This is a genomic window from Ruegeria sp. AK11 (assembly GCF_056541095.1).
This window is the reverse complement of sequence record NZ_JBQFXU010000001.1, coordinates 638,731-655,796: the sequence shown is the minus strand read 5'-3', so window position 1 is coordinate 655,796 and position 17,066 is coordinate 638,731. Positions and strand designations below refer to the sequence as shown.

Here is a 17,066-nt window from a genome sequence, read left to right as displayed (position 1 = left end):
CGGAGTGACACGATGTTTCTGGAATTGATCGGCACTGTTTTTGCGGGCTTCGCTTTTGCGGGTATCGTTCTTGTGCTGAACAAGCTGACCGGAGGGCGGTTGCCGAAATGGGTTACTCCGGTCGCGGCGGGTTTGGGGATGATCGCTGTGACCATCTCCAGCGAATATTCCTGGTATGACCGTACGCGCGAACAGCTTCCCAAGGAGATGGCAATCGTGCAAGAGGTTGAAAGCCGCGCCCTCTACCGCCCGTGGACCTACGCCATGCCCTTCGTCGACCGCTTTGCCGCCATCGATACCGTGTCGGTGCGAACAAACGAAAACGTGCCAGATCAACGGCTTGTCGATCTTTACTTCTTCGGCCGCTGGGCCCCGGTTTCAAAACTGCCCGTGGTCGTAAACTGTGCCGAGAATCGTCGCGCCAACCTTGCGGACGGTGCTGAGTTTTCCGATGACGGGCGTCTGCTGAATGCAGACTGGATATCTGCCGGGCCTGCCGACCCCATCATCGACGCCACCTGCGGGGTTTGACCATGCTCACAGGGTTAAGCCTCAGGCTCAGGATATTTCTGTTTTTCTGTCTGCTCGCGCTCGGCGGGATATCAATCAGTTCCGCCGCCCTGTGGATCACCTATGCCCGGGCCGCACAACCTGACCTGTTTGATGACTTCATCTTTGCCGAGGTTCTGATCGGGTTTGGATTGCTGGCTTTGATCGCAGGTGTCTGGCTGTTGTTTGACGACAATGTCGCCAAGCCGATCGAACGGCTTTCAGCGCAACTGCGGGCCCGCGCTCATGCCGGTGTCAGCACCGATCTGGACATGCAGGCCGCGCGATACCTGGGCGATCTGGCCCCAGCAGCGGCCGGCCTGGCCGAGCAACTTGCCGCAAATGCCATGCACACGGCCGAGGCGGTGGCCGCCGAAACCGCTCATCTGGCGGCGGAAAAACAGCGCCTTACTGCCCTTCTGACCGAAATCCCGGTCGCCATGTTGCTGGCCAGTCCGAAACACCAGATCGTTTTGTATGATGGTCAGGCAGCCGAGGTGCTGGCCCAGATCGCGCATCCCCGCCTGAACGCCTCGCTCTTCGAATACATCGAATCGACGGGGCTGACGGACGCGTATGGAAAGTTGTGCAAATCAGGTAAGGATGTTTTCTGCACCCTGACCAGCGTGGACGGCCGACAAACCTATTCGGCCCGAATGAAGCCACTGGGGGACGCACCCGGTTACATGCTGGTGTTCGAAGACAGCGTTGCCCGTATGTCGCCAGATGAGGCCCGCCCACTGGTCTATGACTTCGAGTTGCTGGACACGCCGGGTGACGGTGCGTTCGAAAACCGCTCTTTGCTGGATCTGTGTTTTGTGGTCTTTGACACGGAAACAACCGGTTTGCTGCCGCACAAGGATGAGATCGTTCAAATCGGCGCGGTCCGCGTTGTGAAAGGCAAGATCGTTGCGGGCGAGCATCTGGACATGCTTGTTGATCCGGGCATTCCGATCCCTGCTGCCTCGACCCGCGTGCACAAGATCAGTGATCGCATGGTTCAGGGCGCGCCGGATATCGTCAAAGCCGGGCGTGTGTTTCACCAATTCTCACGCGATGCGGTGATCGTAGCCCATAACGCCCCGTTCGACATGGCGTTCCTGCGCCGCCATGCCAAGCGTATGGAAGTCGAATGGGATCATCCGATACTCGACACTGTGCTGCTGTCGGCTGTTTTGTTCGGCGCAAGCGATACACACACACTGGACGCAGTCTGCGAACGGCTGGACATCACTATCCCCGAGGCGCTGCGCCATACGGCATTGGGCGACGCGGTGGCAACGGCCGAGGCGCTGGTCAAGATGCTGCCCATTCTGCAAGCGCGCGGGCTGAACACCTTTGGCGAAGTCATCGTCCAGACCCGCAAACACGGACGTCTTCTGGAAGACCTGAATTAACACCGAAATTTGCAAATACCGTTCAGCTTTTCGTGGACAATCCGGGCCACGCATGGCACCTGATGCGCGGCCAAGGAACACGCGCGCGATATGACGGAAAAGAATTTCACACCGACCCCGGATCAAAGCCACGCCTTTCGTGAGGCGCTGGGATGTTTCGGAACAGGCGTCACCGTGATCACTGCGCAAACCGAAGACGGCCCGCGTGCAATCACTGTAAACTCGTTCGCGTCAGTGTCCCTAAATCCGCCGCTGGTGTTGTGGTGCCTGGCCAAAGAGTCAAACCGCTTCGACACTTTCAGCACCTGCACGCATTACTCGATCCATGTGATGGCTCAGGATCAACAGGACCAGGCGCTTAGATTTGCCCGCGACGGTGTGGATTTCACCCATGCCGAGTGGACGACGGACGAGGCTGATCGCCCGCAGCTGGCCAATTGTCTGGCACGGTTTGACTGCCGGTTGCATGCCCGGCACGAGGCTGGAGATCATCTGATCATTGTGGGTCATGTGGATCAGGTCATGTACCGCACCGGCAAGGGTCTGATCTTCAAGCGCGGTCAGTTCGGCGGGTTTGTCGACCCTTTCTAGTCGTCCAGCGACCCATGCACCGCCAGAACCTCTAGCTGTGCGTCTTGCGGAGTGATCACACGAAAGGCTTCGTGCACTCCTGTCTCAGACAATTCTCTGGCGACGGTCAGCAGCGTGTTGGCCGCATGGTCTTCACACAGCTCTGACATGTGATCGATTTCGTTCTGTGCCACGCTCAATGCCGCTTCGACCGAGGGCGCTCCGTAATACTGCACGAAATGTTCTGCCAGATTGCGGGTGATCTGATCCCTTTCAGCCGCTTCGATCTGGGTTACCGCCACAAATGTCACCCGGCCAAAGGTTTCCAACCCCAGCCAGCCATTCGCAAAAGCCTGACGCGCCTTACCTTCCAGATCCGCGCCGCTCCAGTTCGAAAACTCGAACCCGCCCGAAACGCACCATTCGCCCGTACGTGCCGGAGAATGGAACACGTTCATGTCGCTTTCATCGAAATGGATCGCGCGGGCCAGTTTCATCGTCCGTTCTCCAATAGTTCCGTCAGCGGGCGCAGGCGGGTGTTGACCCCGTCGCGGATCAGCATTCCAAACCTCTCATCCGTGCCAAGGAATACACCGCCATCAACCAGTGGCTCACCTACGCCACGCAGCAGGCCCATCCATTCGGCATGCAGGGGCGCGTTGCCATCCTCCTGCCAGCGGTTGAGCCAGGTCAGCATATGGCGTGACCAGCTTTCGACCAGTTGCGTGGCCGAAACCTCGGCACAACCTTCATCATAAAGGGCTGTGACATCCGGCGTTTCGCCGGGCGCGGTGCTGGTTTGCATCAATGCGAGCTCCCAGCCGACAATCAGCCAATCCGGTTCTTCTTCCGCGTTTTCCCCGGAGGCCGAAACGCGGAACACACCGCATTTCGCACCATTCACACAAATCAGACCATCCCACCCCAGATGCACCGCCACTTCGGGTGGGGCCAGAGCGCCCAGCGCATTCTGAAACCCAACGGCACAAAGCGGCAGCATCGCCATCGCGTCCCGAAGCGGCACCTCGGGCGCGAAAACGATCGCGACACGCAGGTAATCGGCCTGAATGTTATAAACAACCGCCCCCGCATCGCAGCCCAAAGCCGCCATAGCCTGGGCGCGTTCAAACGGGTCTTCCCCACCCTGAACCGGGTGACCCGTCAACAAAGGGGGAAAGACCGGTTGGCTCATGCGGTGCCTTTGGCGATCATGTCGCGGGCGATCTTGCGGAAAGCCTCGGCCTGAGGGCTGTCTGGTTTGCTGACCACAATAGGCGCACCCCCGTCTGCGGCGATACGAATGTCCAGATGCAACGGGATTTCACCCAGCAGCGGCACGCCCATCGCCTCGGCCTCGGACTTGACACCACCATGACCAAAGACGTGTTCTTCATGCCCACAGTTCGAACAGATATGCGTGGACATGTTTTCGATCATCCCAACGATAGGCGTCTTGAGCTGATTGAACATGTCGATTCCCTTGCGGGCATCAATCAGCGCCACGTCCTGCGGCGTCGAGACGACAATAGCGCCGTCCACCTTGAATTTCTGGCTCAGCGTCAGTTGCACGTCGCCGGTACCGGGCGGCAGGTCGACGATCAGCACGTCCAGGGCACCCCATTGCACCTGGCTCATCATCTGTTGCAGCGCCCCCATCAGCATCGGCCCGCGCCAGACAACGGCCTGCCCTTCATTGGTCATCAACCCCATCGACATCATGGTGACGCCGTGGTTGCGCAGAGGCAGGATGGTCTTGCCATCGGGGCTGGCCGGACGGCCCGAGACACCCAACATCCGAGGCTGCGACGGCCCGTAAACATCCGCGTCCAGCAAACCCACGCGCCGCCCTTCTGCGGCCAGCGCACAGGCCAGATTGGCCGACACGGTGGATTTGCCCACACCCCCTTTGCCAGAAGCAACCGCAATGATCCGGTCGACACCGGGAACGGCCTGCGGTCCAGTTTGCGAGGGCTTGGGTTTCGGCTTCAGGTCCGGCGGCGCCTTATCGGAATGCGCAGTCATCAGGGCCGAAACATTTACGACGCCCTCAACCATCTGTGCGGCCTTTTCAGCTGTTGCGCGCACAGGTTCCATCTTTTCGGCATGCTTCGGGTCGATCTCAAGGACAAAGCGAACCGTATCGCCCTCGACATTCAGCGCACGCACGATGCCCGCACTGACAATGTCCTGACCTGAAACCGGATCGGTGATCTTTTTCAGGTTCGCCAGAACCGCGTCACGAACACTCACGCTGTTCTCTCCTTGGTATGCCCCGCCGACAGGGGCGTGCGTGTCGACATGTATTGGTCGCCGCTCATTGCATGTGTCTCCGTCTCTTTCTGTTCATTTGACGCGTAACAGCCTTCATAGTTAGGCTAAACCATGCGCCTTGTCTTGTTGTGCCTGAGCCTGACGCTCACCGCCACCCCCTCCTTGTCGCAGGAGGCGATTGGCCTTGCGGCCCCGGCAGAGGTTAACGACTCCGGTCTGTTGCAACATATCCTTCCTCGCTTCTCTCTCAAGACCGGGATACGCGTTGTCGCAGATGATGCCGGTGCCATGGTGCTGGTAACCGAACCACCCGGCGATCCTGTCTTTGCCCGTGGTGGCGTGGTTTATCACCTGCGGATCGAAGGCGATGATCGTCAAATCCGGTTTCGCGACTGGCTGCAATCAGAGATCGGCAAGCGCACTGTCGAAAGCTTTCCTCCTGTGGTGGGTGAACCGTTCAGCGCCAGCTTTGATCCCAAGGTCACCCAGTCGGACGATACCCTGGACGGCAACACCGTGTTGGGCGAAGAACTGTCGATGACCCATTGTGGTCGATGTCATGTGATTGGCCCCCGCAATCGGATGAACGGGCTTGGCTCGACCCCCTCTTTCGCCGTCCTGCGCGCGATGCCGGATTGGTCGGAACGGTTCGAAGCGTTCTTTGCCCTCAATCCCCACCCCGCATTCACGCAGATCGACGGGTTGACACCGCCCTTTGATCCCGAGCGCCCATCCCCAATTCACCCGGTCAAGATGACGTTGGACGATCTTGAAGCCATCCTGGCGTTTGTTTCGCGCATAGACGCCGCTGATCTGGGCGCGCCGCTAAAGCTTCAGTGATCCTTTCTATCCGAATAGTAATCCTCGGTGGTAACGACCCGAGGCTTGGGTTTTGACTGGAACGGATTGTCCTGCTGCTGGAAATGAGCATTCACCCGGCAATTGTCGCACATCTGGATCATCCGTGCCTGATCCGACGTGGCAAACATCGGGTGCGTGCCCGAAAGCTTTTCCATGATCCGTTCAACGGTTGATTTCACCCCGAACAAAGCCCCGCATTCGATGCAGGCAAACGGTTCCTCCTCGTTCAGGACCTGCTGAGACAGGGCAGCATCGCTCAGATCCAGTTGCGGCACCAAGGTGATCGCGTCTTCGGGGCAGATCGTCTTGCACATTCCGCATTGCAGGCACGCATCCTGCTGAAAGTTCAACTGGGGCTTGTCAGGGTTATCCATCAAAGCCCCGGACGGGCACAGCGACACGCAACTTAGACAGAGCGTGCAACTGTCTGTATTCACAGCAACGGCACCGTAAGGCGCACCTTCAGGCAATGGCAGCGGGGCTTTGGCCTGCGGGTTCAGGGCCTGTGCTGCCAGCCGCGCGATTTGTCGGCGGTTGCCAAGTGGCAAGACCGGATTTGCCAACGGTTCGGGGACATTTTGCGCATACAGCAAGTCTGCCATCGCATCAGGGTCCACCTCCTCGATCAGCCCGATCGCATCCGAACTGGTTATGGCACGTGCCAGTTCAATTTCGCGATCCAGCGCATCCCGTTCGGTCTTCGGGGCCAGCAACACATCCACACGCGCAAATCCATGTGCCAGCGCGGCCAGCATTTCCGAATGGCCGAACCCGGATATCACTTTCAATTCCAGCGGGATAACATCCGCAGGCAATCCCCGGCCGAACCTTGCTGTAAGCCTTATCATTTCGGCACCGTAGGCGTCGTGCACAAGCAACCGGGGTGCGATTCCGCCTGCCCTTCGGTACGTGCGTTCCAGAATATGCATCCGTGACAGCAAGGCCGAAACAGGTGGATCTTCATAGGTTATCGCCGATGACGGGCAGACCGCCGCGCATTCGCCACACCCGGCGCAGACCATCGGATCAATCGCCACATGCTCGCCCGAGGGTGTGATTGCACCGGTTGGGCAGATATCCAGACAGTTTGAGCATCCGACCTGTTCCGCCCGCGAATGGGCGCAAAGTGTTTCCTCCAGTCGCACGTACAGAGGTTTTTCGAATGTTCCGACCAGTTGGGCGGCGTCAAAAGCCAGACGTTCTACAGAAACCGCATCCTTGGGATCAGCCCGCAAATACCCTTCGCGCTTGGCCGGAGCCTGCACAAAGGGCGTGCCCCCCGTCAGGTCAACAATGATATCGCAGGCCGATTGCGCCCCATCTCTTGGTTCCGTCCAATTGAAAGCACCTCTGCCTGCGGGAACCACTTGCTGCACATTGTCCAGACGCAAGGAAAACCCACCCAGAGCACCCGAAACAGACCGCAATTGTCCCCGAATGACATCGAAGGCCCGAGAGTCTGGCTCAGCCTGATCCGTGACCAGAACGGTTACCGCCAGTGTTCGGGCCAACCTTTCCGCCAGTCCAAAGGCAACGGTACCAGGACCAATGATAAAACACGTGCCTTCGCTGATAACATCAACGCTGGGCGTCACCGGTTGCGGCAGGAACGCTTCGGCAGCTAAGGCAGCCATTTTGGCCGTCGCATCCGCGCCCTGATCGGACCAACCGGCGCGATCCCGCAGGTCGACAAAGCCGGGAATTTCGACATTCATATCTTCGGCAAGCGACCGGAACACCTCTTGTTCCTGCAGACAGGCGATGACGGTATCGCCCTCTTGCATCAAGGATGCAGCAGATTGCAGTTCTTTTGTGCAAAGCGCGGTATGCACCTTTGAACAGGTAATCCCGCAGGCGCTTTCGATCCTGTCCGGATCCAGCGCCTGAGTTCCCGCGCAATCGCAGAGCAAAAGTTTCGTGCCCATGTCCCCTCCCTCGGGAAGCAGTCCCGATCCTTTGCACTTTAGGCTGCATTCCCGCCTTTGCACTTTAGGCTGCATTCCCGATGAAGCAACTTCAACCCTGCGAAGTGCACAGCGCGCCCGGCAGAGTTTCGCGGCAAAATCCCATAAAACAAAAGCCTTCTCAGGCTTTGATCACGAAGACGCTACCGGGAATACGACCAAAGTATTAAAGCGCAGGCTTGGCACGTGGCTATTTTGTGTACCATAGTGGACATGGAAAGGCAGGGGAGAGCCTTTCGGGGAGGATCCAGTGGCCAAGGCCGCAAGCCAGATCGACATGCCGGTTGGCGTCATTGTGCGCAAAACACCCGGGGTCACACGTTGGGCCCGCTGGAACTGGCGCGCGGTCGCCGTGTTGCCCGGTGCAGGGCCAGCCGATTGGCAGGAACTGCGCCGCGAAGGCGAGGCGGTCGAATACCACGCTGCCACCCTTCCCCTGACCCTCTGGGCGGACGAGACTGAAGCCTACCTGGTCAACCTGTCGGACGGGCAACCCTCGATCTATCTTGTACTGCGGAATGAGCTGAAGGGCGACACGCCCCTGAATGCAGTTCTGATCACCGCTTCTCCGTTCCAGGGGCAGGATTACGCGGACACCGGCGAAGAGATTGTCGAGAAAATCCCAATGACCGAAGGGTTGATCGCCTGGGTACGGGATTTCACCCTGAAACATCACCAGCACGAAGTGTTCGTCAAGCGCCGTCGCGACAGAAAGCGAACCGATTTGGTGGAGGATGGTAAGGGCGACGCGCGTATCCGGCAGGCATCGGATGTATTTCGCGCACCAAGACGGGTGCTGCAATGACAGAGCGGCGTGATTTCTGGTCGCGCCGAAAGGCAGCCGTTCAGGCCGAAGCTGAAGCCGAGGCGCTGGTCCTTGAAGAACAGGTGATCGCAGCCCATCACGCCGAACTTGAAGAAAAGAGTGACGCCGAGATTTTGGCCGAATTCAACCTTCCCAATCCCGATACCCTCGGACCCGGCGATGATGTTTCCGGCTTTATGTCCAAGGCAGTGCCTGATCGCCTGCGGCGCCGCGCCCTGCGGCGGTTGTGGCGGTTGAACCCTGTTCTGGCCAATGTCGACGGGCTGGTTGATTACGGCGAGGACTACACCGATGCGGCCTGCGTGATCGAAAACATCCAAACCGCCTATCAGGTTGGAAAAGGCATGCTGGCGCATGTCGAAGCACTGGCCGCCGACGCGCAAGAATCGGAAGTAGACGAAATCGAAGCTGAGACGCTCACAGAACCAGAGGTCGTGTCAGTTGACCCCGACCCTGCCCCAGATCCGGTTTCAGTGGTTCAGGTAGAAGAGCCCGAAGAACTCGAACGTCTCCCGTCGCCACGTCGAATGACATTTGAATTTGAAGGATGACCAAATGACCGCAAGTGACGCGCACACTCTGGATGTTTCAGCCGAGGATCGCCTGCGCGCGGATTTCTATAACTTTCTGGGTCTGTTACTGGCAGGTCCTCCGGACCAGATGTTGCTGAACCAAATGGCTGGTCTGGTCGGAGATGACACGGATCTTGGCAAGGCCATTCAATCCATGGCGCGGGTTGCCAAGGTGACCAAGCCATCCGCTGCCGAACGGGAATTCAATGCGTTGTTCATCGGATTGGGCCGGGGTGAGTTGCTGCCTTATGCCAGCTTCTACCTGACGGGCTTTTTGAACGAGAAACCCTTGGCTCAGCTGCGCAATGACATGGCGGTTCGCGGGATCACACGTGCCCAGAACGTGTTCGAGCCCGAAGATAACATCGCTTCATTGATGGAGATGATGGCCGGAATGATCGTCGGGCGTTTTGGCAGCCCGGCATCCCTGGATGACCAAAAGGCATTCTGGAGCAAGCATATCGGCCCGTGGGCCACGCATTTCTATTCGGATTTGGAAGCAGCCGAGAACTCGGTTCTTTATGCATCCGTCGGCACTGCCGGTCGGGTGTTCATGGAGATCGAGCGCGAAGCGTTCCGGATGACGACAGCGTGAACCGCTGTCATTCGCCAGCGCCCAAACGGGCGTTACACTGCAATTGGGAAAGGAGGTTCCCATGAGCAAGACCAAGGAAGAAGGCGCCACCCGCCGTGACTTCCTCAAACTGGCCGGAACCGCAGCACCTGCTGCCGTCGCCGCCGCCAGCCTGACCGGGAAGGCCGAAGCCGCCGCGCTGCCGACCGACGAAACCCGCATTCAGGATACTGCGCATACACGCGCCTACATCGAGAGCACCCGGTTCTAGGACCGGACGCTTTCACACCCGGCAGACGGTTGCGATTGGCCCTGACGTCGGTTTCAGCAGTACCAAGCCAGCCGTGGCTGACACGGCGCGCAAGGGAGGAAAGACATGCTTAGGAAAAAGACCAACGGGGTTGCGAGACGCCCCCAGCGGACAAGTATCCTGTCCCAGGTCGGCGAGAAAACCGTCGATCGCCGCGCATTCCTGCGTGGCTCGGGCCTGACGATCGGCGGCCTTGCCGCGATCAGTGCCACGGGTGGAACCGTGACGCCAGCCAGTGCCCAGACAGCGGCCAATCAGGCCGTCGAAAACATCAAATCCGTATGCACCCACTGTTCGGTCGGCTGTACCGTCGTTGCCGAAGTACAGAACGGTGTCTGGGTCGGGCAGGAACCCGGCTGGGACAGCCCGTTCAATCTGGGTGCACACTGTGCCAAGGGGGCTTCGGTTCGCGAGCACGCCCACGGCGAGCGCCGCCTGAAATATCCGATGAAAAAGGAAGGCGGCGAGTGGAAGCGCATCAGCTGGGAAGAGGCGATCAACGAGATCGGCGATGGCATGATGTCGATCCGCGAAGAATCCGGGCCCGACAGCGTGTATTGGCTGGGCTCTGCAAAGCACAATAACGAACAGGCCTATCTGTTCCGCAAATTCGCCGCCTACTGGGGCACGAACAACGTGGACCATCAGGCCCGTATCTGCCACTCGACCACGGTTGCGGGTGTTGCGAATACATGGGGCTACGGCGCCATGACCAATTCGTATAACGACATCCACAACTCGCGCGCCATCTTCATCATCGGCGGCAACCCGGCCGAGGCGCACCCTGTCTCTCTGCTGCACGTTCTGCGCGCGAAAGAGCAGAACAACGCACCGCTGATCGTCTGCGACCCGCGATTTACGCGCACCGCGGCCCATGCGGATGAATATGTCCGTTTCCGCCCGGGCACAGACGTTGCTCTGATCTGGGGCATCCTGTGGCACATCTTCGACAACGGTTGGGAGGATAAAGAATTCATCCGCACCCGTGTCTGGGGCATGGACCAGATTCAGGATGAGGTGGCCAAATGGACGCCTGAAGAAACAGAACGCGTCACCGGCGTGCCTGGCTCGCAACTGAAACGTGTTGCCCGAACCATGGCCAACAACCGCCCCGGCACGGTCATCTGGTGCATGGGCGGCACACAGCACACCAACGGCAACAACAACACCCGCGCCTATTGCGTGCTTCAGCTTGCGCTGGGCAACATGGGTACCTCGGGTGGCGGTACCAATATCTTCCGCGGCCACGACAACGTGCAGGGCGCGACAGACCTTGGTGTTTTGTCCCACACCCTGCCCGGCTATTACGGCCTGTCTGCGGGCGCATGGGGCCACTGGAGCCGCGTCTGGGGTGAAGACCTGGATTGGCTGAAGGGCCAGTTCGCCACGATCAAGGGCAAAGACGGCAAGGACAAACCGCTGATGAATGAAAGCGGTATCCCGGTATCCCGCTGGATCGACGGTGTTCTGGAAGACCCTGCGAACATGGATCAGGACAACAATGTCCGTGCCATGGTTCTGTGGGGTCACGCGCCGAACTCGCAAACGCGGGGTCCGGAAATGAAAACGGCAATGGAAAAGCTGGACATGCTGGTCGTGATCGACCCGTATCCCACTGTCTCGGCCGTTCTGCATGACCGCACCGATGGCGTCTACCTTTTGCCTGCCTGTACGCAGTTCGAAACCCGTGGCTCGGTCACCGCGTCAAACCGCTCGTTGCAGTGGCGTGACAAGGTCGTTGATCCGCTGTTCGAAAGCCTGCCGGACGAGGTCATCATGGCCAAGTTCGCCAACAAGTTCGGCTGGGCGGATCGCCTGTTCCGCAATATCGAGATGGAAGACCCCGAGACCCCGAATGTTGAAAGCATCACGCGTGAATTCAACTCGGGCCTCTGGACCATCGGATATACCGGGCAGTCGCCAGAACGCTTGAAAAGCCATATGGCCTACCAGCACACGTTCGACCGAACCACGCTGCAAGCCATTGGTGGACCAAACGACGGCGAATATTATGGTCTGCCCTGGCCGTGCTGGGGAACCGCTGAGATGGGTCATACGGGGACTCCGAACCTCTATGACATGTCCAAACCGGTGGCCGAAGGCGGCTTGACCTTCCGCGCCAGGTTCGGAGTGGAACGCGATGGCGACAACCTGCTGGCCGAAGGGGTCTATAGCGTTGGATCAGAAATTCAGGACGGATACCCTGAATTCACGATGCAGATGCTGATGGACCTTGGCTGGGACGGCGACCTGACGGCTGAAGAACGCGCTGCAATCGATGCCGTTGCAGGCCCCGAGACCAACTGGAAAACCGACCTTTCAGGTGGTATCCAGCGGGTGGCGATCAAGCATGGCTGTGCGCCCTTCGGGAACGCCAAGGCCCGCGCGGTCGTCTGGACCTTCCCGGATCCGATCCCACTGCATCGCGAGCCGCTTTATACGAACCGGCGTGATCTGGTGGTGGACTATCCAACCTACGAAGACCGGCACGCCTATCGCCTGCCCACCCTTTATGCTTCGATCCAAAAGAACGACTTTTCAAAGGATTACCCGATAATCCTGACGTCAGGTCGTCTGGTTGAATATGAAGGCGGCGGCGAGGAAAGCCGGTCTAACCCATGGCTTGCTGAACTTCAGCAGGACATGTTCGTCGAGATCAATCCGCGCGATGCCAACAACCTTGGCATTCGGGACGGGCAACAGGTCTGGGTCGAAGGTCCGGAAGGCGGTAAGGTCAAGGTGATGGCGATGCTGACCAATCGGGTCGGTGCCGGTGTCGCCTTCATGCCTTTCCACTTTGGCGGCCATTTCCAGGGCGAGGACTTGCGGCACAAATACCCCGCCGGTGCTGACCCCTATGTTCTGGGCGAAAGTTCCAACACCGCCCAGACTTATGGCTATGATTCAGTGACCCAGATGCAGGAGACCAAGTGTACTCTCTGCAAGATCTCGGCAGCGTAAGGAGGACGATTAATGGCTAGAGCAAAGTTTCTCTGCGACGCTGAACGCTGCATCGAATGCAACGCCTGCGTAACCGCGTGCAAGAACGAGCATGAGGTACCCTGGGGTATCAACCGCCGCAGGGTGGTGACGATCAATGACGGCAATCCGGGCGAACGCTCGATCTCGGTGGCCTGTATGCATTGTTCGGATGCGCCCTGCATGGCGGTGTGCCCGGTCGACTGCTTCTATCAGAACGAAGAAGGTGTTGTCCTGCACTCCAAGGACCTGTGCATCGGTTGCGGTTATTGCTTTTACGCATGCCCGTTTGGCGCGCCGCAATACCCGCAGGCAGGCAATTTCGGTTCACGCGGCAAGATGGACAAATGCACCTTCTGCGCCGGTGGTCCCGAAGAAAACCACTCGACCGCAGAGTTCGCCAAATACGGTCGCAACCGGATCGCCGAGGGCAAACTGCCCATCTGCGCCGAAATGTGCTCCACCAAGGCCCTGCTTGCCGGTGACGGCGACGTGGTGTCGGCTGTTTACCGCGAACGCGTCGTGGCGCGCGGTTTCGGCTCGGGCGCCTGGGGCTGGGGTACTGCCTACGACCAGAAAGACGGCTAAGCCGCTGTCTGCACAAAGCAATGGACAACCCGCTCGGCGCGGGTTGTCCGATCTTGGAATTTGACCGAGGTTCAGATGCTCCGCTTTCTCATCGCTTTTCTGTTCACCCTTGGACTGACCTTTTCGGCAGCCGCCCAAACGACCGATGACAGCAACGCCACGCCTGAAAGGGCGGGAACCGGCGGAGCGACGACCCTCGAAGACATTCTCGCCCGGCAACGTGGTGAGCAGGTGGATAACGGATATCGCTCCGGCAATACCGGCCAGAGCAATGTCGAGGGTCTGATGGGTCAGCTTGGCACCCGTGGTGTCGCGTCGGACAGTGATGTATATCGTGCGTTGCGCTATGGCTCGGCCAATGTGACCGTATCGTCAAACGGCCCCGCTGCAAGCGTGTTGATACAGGATGGCGGCATGTGGTGGCTGAACTTCCGCAGCGGACCGCTGCGCGAATATGGCACTTACATCATCGCCGGGATGCTGGGCATCATTCTGCTGTTCTTCCTGATCCGTGGGAAAATCCGCATCGATGGAGAGAAAACGGGCCGCACGGTTACCCGCTTCAACGGGATTGAACGTTTCGGTCATTGGCTGTTTGCAGGATCGTTCCTAATCCTCGGCATTACTGGTTTGCTCACGCTCTATGGCCGCGACTTCCTGATTCCGATCTTCGGCAAGGAAGGTTTCGCTACCATCGCACTGGGCTGTAAGTGGCTGCATAACAATCTGGCCTGGGCCTTTATGCTGGGTCTGATCATCGTCACGGTGAACTGGATTGCTCATAACATTCCCAACCGGACCGACCTGAAATGGCTCGCCGCCGGAGGGGGGCTGTTCACCAAGGGCAACCACCCGCCCGCCCGGAAATTCAATGCGGGGCAAAAGATCATTTTCTGGGCCTGCATCCTTCTGGGCGTGTCGATCAGCCTGTCCGGCTTGTCACTGCTGTTCCCGTTCGAGATGCCCCTGTTCGCCAAAACCTTCTCGGTCGCAAACGCCACGGGCATTCCGCAGGCGCTGGGTCTGACCTTGCCGGTGCAGATGTCACCGCAGGAAGAGATGCAATTCGCCCAAGTCTGGCATGTCATGATTGCCTATGTGTTCATCGCGATCATCGTCGCTCATATCTATCTCGGCTCGGTCGGGATGGAGGGCGCGTTTGACGCCATGGGAACCGGAGAGGTCGAGGAACAATGGGCGCGCGAGCATCACTCACTCTGGCTGGAAGAGGTGCAGAAAAAAGAGGCTGACACAGCAGCCGCCTCACCCGCTGAATAGATGCGTGGGCTGGTTCTGGCGCTGGTGCTGGTGCCCCTGCCCGCCGTGGCAGAATTCTTCACGCTGAAAGGGCATGGCGGCCCCATCATGGGCATCGCCGCCGCGCCTGACGGTCGCATCGCAACAGCCAGTTTCGACAACTCTGTGGGCCTTTGGACCGGGCAAACACCAGAATGGTACGAAGGGCACGAAGCCGCCGTGAACACAGTCGCGTTCAACGGCTCCGCTTTCTATTCTGCCGGAGACGACTTCACCCTGCGCAAATGGCCCGGCGGTGAAGTCATTGGCCGACACAAGGGCAAGATTGTCAGCCTTGCGGCTTCAGAAACCGTAATTGCGACCGCCAGCTGGGATGGAACAATCGGCCTGTGGCCTATCGATGGCACAGAACCCGCGCGGCTTGGACCGACCGGCAGTGGCGTGAATGCGGTCGCATTCTCACCTGACGGCACACAGCTATTTTCGGCGGGCGTCGACGGCGCTTTGCGGCTATGGGATGTATCCAGCAGGCAGGAAAAAAGGCGTCTGGTCGAGCACGGGTTCGGCATCAATGAACTGGCCCTGAATGCACAGGATAACTGGATCGCCTATGGTGCGGTTGACGGTGTTACGCGTATCCTTGACCTTGCCACCGGGGAAGAGCGCGATTTCACTCTGGACCGCCGCCCGATCCTTGCCCTTGCGCTCAGCCCGGATCGGAAACTTTTGGCCGTAGGCGATGGCGAAGGGTATATTATGGTCATCGACACCGTCGATTGGCGCATTGCACAGGATTTTCGCGCCACGTTGCGCGGTCCGGTCTGGGCTTTGGCATTTTCCAAAGACGGTAAAAACATCCATGCGGGCGGACTTGACGAGGCGATGTACAGCTGGCCTGTGGACGCTCTGTCCGACCAACACCAGATGGCCTCGGCAGAACCGAGTTTCCTGAAAAATCCTGATGAGATGGACAACGGGGAACGCCAGTTTGCGCGCAAATGTTCGATCTGTCACAGCCTGTCCTCCGATAACGCGCGACGTGCAGGCCCAACCCTGCACGGTGTATTTGGACGTCAGGCCGGCACGGTTCGTGGATATTTGTACTCGGATACATTGCAAGGCTCTGATATCATTTGGAATGACGAGACAATAAATGCCCTTTTCGACGAGGGGCCAGACCACTACATTCCGGGGTCGAAAATGCCGATGCAGCGAATTGCCAAAGCACAGGATCGCCAGGATCTTATTGCTTTTTTGCGTCGCGCAACAACTGACCGGAACTGAACCGGAGGAGCCCATGAAAGCCTTTCTTGCCGCCGTCGCCGCGATGGTCGTTATTGCAGGCGCAGCCCCGCTTGTGCTGGAACAGATCGGGTTCAGCACCGCTGACACTACGTCCGGCATCGCCGTGCGCCTCGACTGAATGGCGCAATATCTGACCACCCGTGAACTGGCCGATCTGCTGCGCATTGGCGAGCGGAAGGCCTATGACCTTGCCTCGTCAGGCGAGGTGCCGTGTGTGCGCGCCATGGGCAAGCTGTTGTTTCCGCGGGCCGAGATCATTGCCTGGCTCAACGCGTCGCGATCCGGCCCTCAAGTCGCAGAACCGCCCCTGCCCCCGATCATAGCAGGCAGCCACGATCCCTTGCTGGACTGGGCGCTGCGTGAAAGTGGGTCGGGGCTGGCCACCTATTACGACGGTTCTTTTGATGGCCTGATCAGGCTCAGTGAACGAAGCGCACAGGCCGCTGTGTTACACATCCACGAAAATGGCGGATTCAACAAGGAATCCCTGCAAGACACTTTGGGCGAAGCCCCGGTGATCCTATATGAAGTCGCCCGACGTGAGCGTGGATTGCTTCTTGCCCCGGGCATATCCGACATCAATTCTTTTGACGACCTCAAGTCACGCACCGTCATACTGCGTCAGGACAGTGCGGCAAGCCAGCGCCTGTTTGACGCCCAACTGGACGCCCACGGCCTGCGCCGGGATGATCTGGACATTCGACCCGGCTGCGCACGTACAGAAGAAGAACTTGCGATCGCCCTGCATGACCGGAAGGCCGAGACCGGTTTTGGGCTTGGCGCCCTAGCCGGTCTCTACAACTTAGGTTTTGTCCCCACTCATTCCGAGCGGCTGGATCTTGCCATCTGGCGTCGGGCCTTTTTCGATCCGCCGATACAGAAACTGCTAACCCTGTTGCGCTCGGGTCAGTTCGCCCAGCGGGCGCGCGAGTTCGGCGGCTATGACCTGTCTGGTCTTGGCACGATCCACCACAATGGGGCCAGCGGGTGAAAATCCACCCGCGCCTTCATCTTTTCAAAAATACTCGCCCCGCAGGGGCTGG

Annotated in this window: 18 protein-coding genes; 14 read left to right on the top strand and 4 right to left on the bottom strand. The window is 59.0% G+C overall.

Features of this window, described 5'->3' with window-relative positions:
- Positions 1 to 12 precede the first annotated feature (12 nt).
- From ACR0D9_RS03335 to ACR0D9_RS03325, 3 genes are all read left to right on the top strand, one after another.
- Positions 13 to 531 carry a hypothetical protein gene (locus ACR0D9_RS03335; protein WP_480537666.1) on the top strand — a complete coding sequence of 173 codons (519 nt, stop codon included), beginning with the start codon at positions 13 to 15 and terminating at the stop codon, positions 529 to 531.
- Between the two features lie 2 nt (positions 532 to 533).
- Positions 534 to 1,946, top strand: a complete 1,413-nt coding sequence (locus tag ACR0D9_RS03330) for a 3'-5' exonuclease (protein ID WP_480537664.1) — start codon at positions 534 to 536, stop codon at positions 1,944 to 1,946.
- A 90-nt stretch (positions 1,947 to 2,036) separates the two neighbouring features.
- Complete coding sequence (locus ACR0D9_RS03325) at positions 2,037 to 2,537, top strand: flavin reductase family protein (protein ID WP_480537662.1); 501 nt, start codon at positions 2,037 to 2,039, stop codon at positions 2,535 to 2,537.
- Here ACR0D9_RS03325 and ACR0D9_RS03320 read toward each other — a convergent pair.
- The 3 genes from ACR0D9_RS03320 to ACR0D9_RS03310 are packed head-to-tail and all read right to left on the bottom strand — an operon-like array spanning position 2,534 to position 4,766.
- Positions 2,534 to 3,013: a DUF6505 family protein gene (locus tag ACR0D9_RS03320; RefSeq protein WP_480485889.1), complete on the bottom strand. Its 480-nt coding sequence runs from the start codon at positions 3,011 to 3,013 to the stop codon at positions 2,534 to 2,536. The genes ACR0D9_RS03325 and ACR0D9_RS03320 overlap by 4 nt on opposite strands.
- Positions 3,010 to 3,708: a biotin/lipoate--protein ligase family protein gene (locus ACR0D9_RS03315; protein ID WP_480485891.1), complete on the bottom strand. Its 699-nt coding sequence runs from the start codon at positions 3,706 to 3,708 to the stop codon at positions 3,010 to 3,012. Before ACR0D9_RS03315 ends, ACR0D9_RS03320 begins: the two co-directional genes overlap by 4 nt.
- Positions 3,705 to 4,766 (bottom strand): Mrp/NBP35 family ATP-binding protein, encoded by a 1,062-nt coding sequence (locus tag ACR0D9_RS03310; RefSeq protein ID WP_480485893.1) that lies wholly within the window; start codon positions 4,764 to 4,766, stop codon positions 3,705 to 3,707. The genes ACR0D9_RS03315 and ACR0D9_RS03310 overlap by 4 nt, the downstream gene beginning before the upstream one ends.
- Positions 4,767 to 4,898: 132 nt before the next feature.
- Here ACR0D9_RS03310 and ACR0D9_RS03305 point away from each other — a divergent pair, with 132 nt between their 5' ends.
- Entirely contained in the window at positions 4,899 to 5,627 is a 729-nt protein-coding gene (locus ACR0D9_RS03305; RefSeq protein ID WP_480485895.1) for a hypothetical protein, read from the top strand.
- On the opposite strand, the gene ACR0D9_RS03300 is transcribed toward ACR0D9_RS03305, so the two are convergent.
- Positions 5,621 to 7,573 carry a 4Fe-4S binding protein gene (locus tag ACR0D9_RS03300; protein ID WP_480537660.1) on the bottom strand — a complete coding sequence of 651 codons (1,953 nt, stop codon included), beginning with the start codon at positions 7,571 to 7,573 and terminating at the stop codon, positions 5,621 to 5,623. The two genes, ACR0D9_RS03305 and ACR0D9_RS03300, sit on opposite strands and share 7 nt — an antisense overlap.
- Before the next feature lie 289 nt (positions 7,574 to 7,862).
- Between ACR0D9_RS03300 and ACR0D9_RS03295 the strand changes: the two genes are divergently transcribed.
- The 10 genes from ACR0D9_RS03295 to ACR0D9_RS03250 all read left to right on the top strand — a co-directional run bounded on the left by ACR0D9_RS03295 (position 7,863) and on the right by ACR0D9_RS03250 (position 17,014).
- Positions 7,863 to 8,417 (top strand): DUF3305 domain-containing protein, encoded by a 555-nt coding sequence (locus ACR0D9_RS03295; protein WP_267365561.1) that lies wholly within the window; start codon positions 7,863 to 7,865, stop codon positions 8,415 to 8,417.
- Positions 8,414 to 8,989: a DUF3306 domain-containing protein gene (locus tag ACR0D9_RS03290; protein ID WP_480485898.1), complete on the top strand. Its 576-nt coding sequence runs from the start codon at positions 8,414 to 8,416 to the stop codon at positions 8,987 to 8,989. The genes ACR0D9_RS03295 and ACR0D9_RS03290 overlap by 4 nt, the downstream gene beginning before the upstream one ends.
- A 4-nt stretch (positions 8,990 to 8,993) precedes the next feature.
- Positions 8,994 to 9,605 (top strand): TorD/DmsD family molecular chaperone, encoded by a 612-nt coding sequence (locus tag ACR0D9_RS03285; RefSeq protein WP_480485900.1) that lies wholly within the window; start codon positions 8,994 to 8,996, stop codon positions 9,603 to 9,605.
- Between the two features lie 61 nt (positions 9,606 to 9,666).
- Positions 9,667 to 9,855: a ubiquinol-cytochrome c reductase iron-sulfur subunit N-terminal domain-containing protein gene (locus ACR0D9_RS03280; protein WP_209504175.1), complete on the top strand. Its 189-nt coding sequence runs from the start codon at positions 9,667 to 9,669 to the stop codon at positions 9,853 to 9,855.
- Between the two features lie 105 nt (positions 9,856 to 9,960).
- Entirely contained in the window at positions 9,961 to 12,855 is a 2,895-nt protein-coding gene (locus ACR0D9_RS03275) for a formate dehydrogenase subunit alpha (RefSeq protein WP_480537658.1), read from the top strand.
- 12 nt (positions 12,856 to 12,867) lie between these two features.
- Positions 12,868 to 13,461, top strand: a complete 594-nt coding sequence (gene fdh3B / locus ACR0D9_RS03270) for a formate dehydrogenase FDH3 subunit beta (protein ID WP_209504177.1) — start codon at positions 12,868 to 12,870, stop codon at positions 13,459 to 13,461.
- Between the two features lie 75 nt (positions 13,462 to 13,536).
- Positions 13,537 to 14,739, top strand: a complete 1,203-nt coding sequence (locus tag ACR0D9_RS03265; RefSeq protein WP_480481324.1) for a formate dehydrogenase subunit gamma — start codon at positions 13,537 to 13,539, stop codon at positions 14,737 to 14,739.
- Positions 14,740 to 16,002 (top strand): c-type cytochrome, encoded by a 1,263-nt coding sequence (locus ACR0D9_RS03260; protein WP_480485902.1) that lies wholly within the window; start codon positions 14,740 to 14,742, stop codon positions 16,000 to 16,002.
- 13 nt (positions 16,003 to 16,015) lie between these two features.
- Positions 16,016 to 16,141, top strand: a complete 126-nt coding sequence (locus ACR0D9_RS03255; RefSeq protein WP_480485904.1) for a hypothetical protein — start codon at positions 16,016 to 16,018, stop codon at positions 16,139 to 16,141.
- Entirely contained in the window at positions 16,142 to 17,014 is an 873-nt protein-coding gene (locus tag ACR0D9_RS03250; RefSeq protein ID WP_480485906.1) for a substrate-binding domain-containing protein, read from the top strand. It begins immediately after the preceding gene.
- Positions 17,015 to 17,066 lie beyond the last annotated feature (52 nt).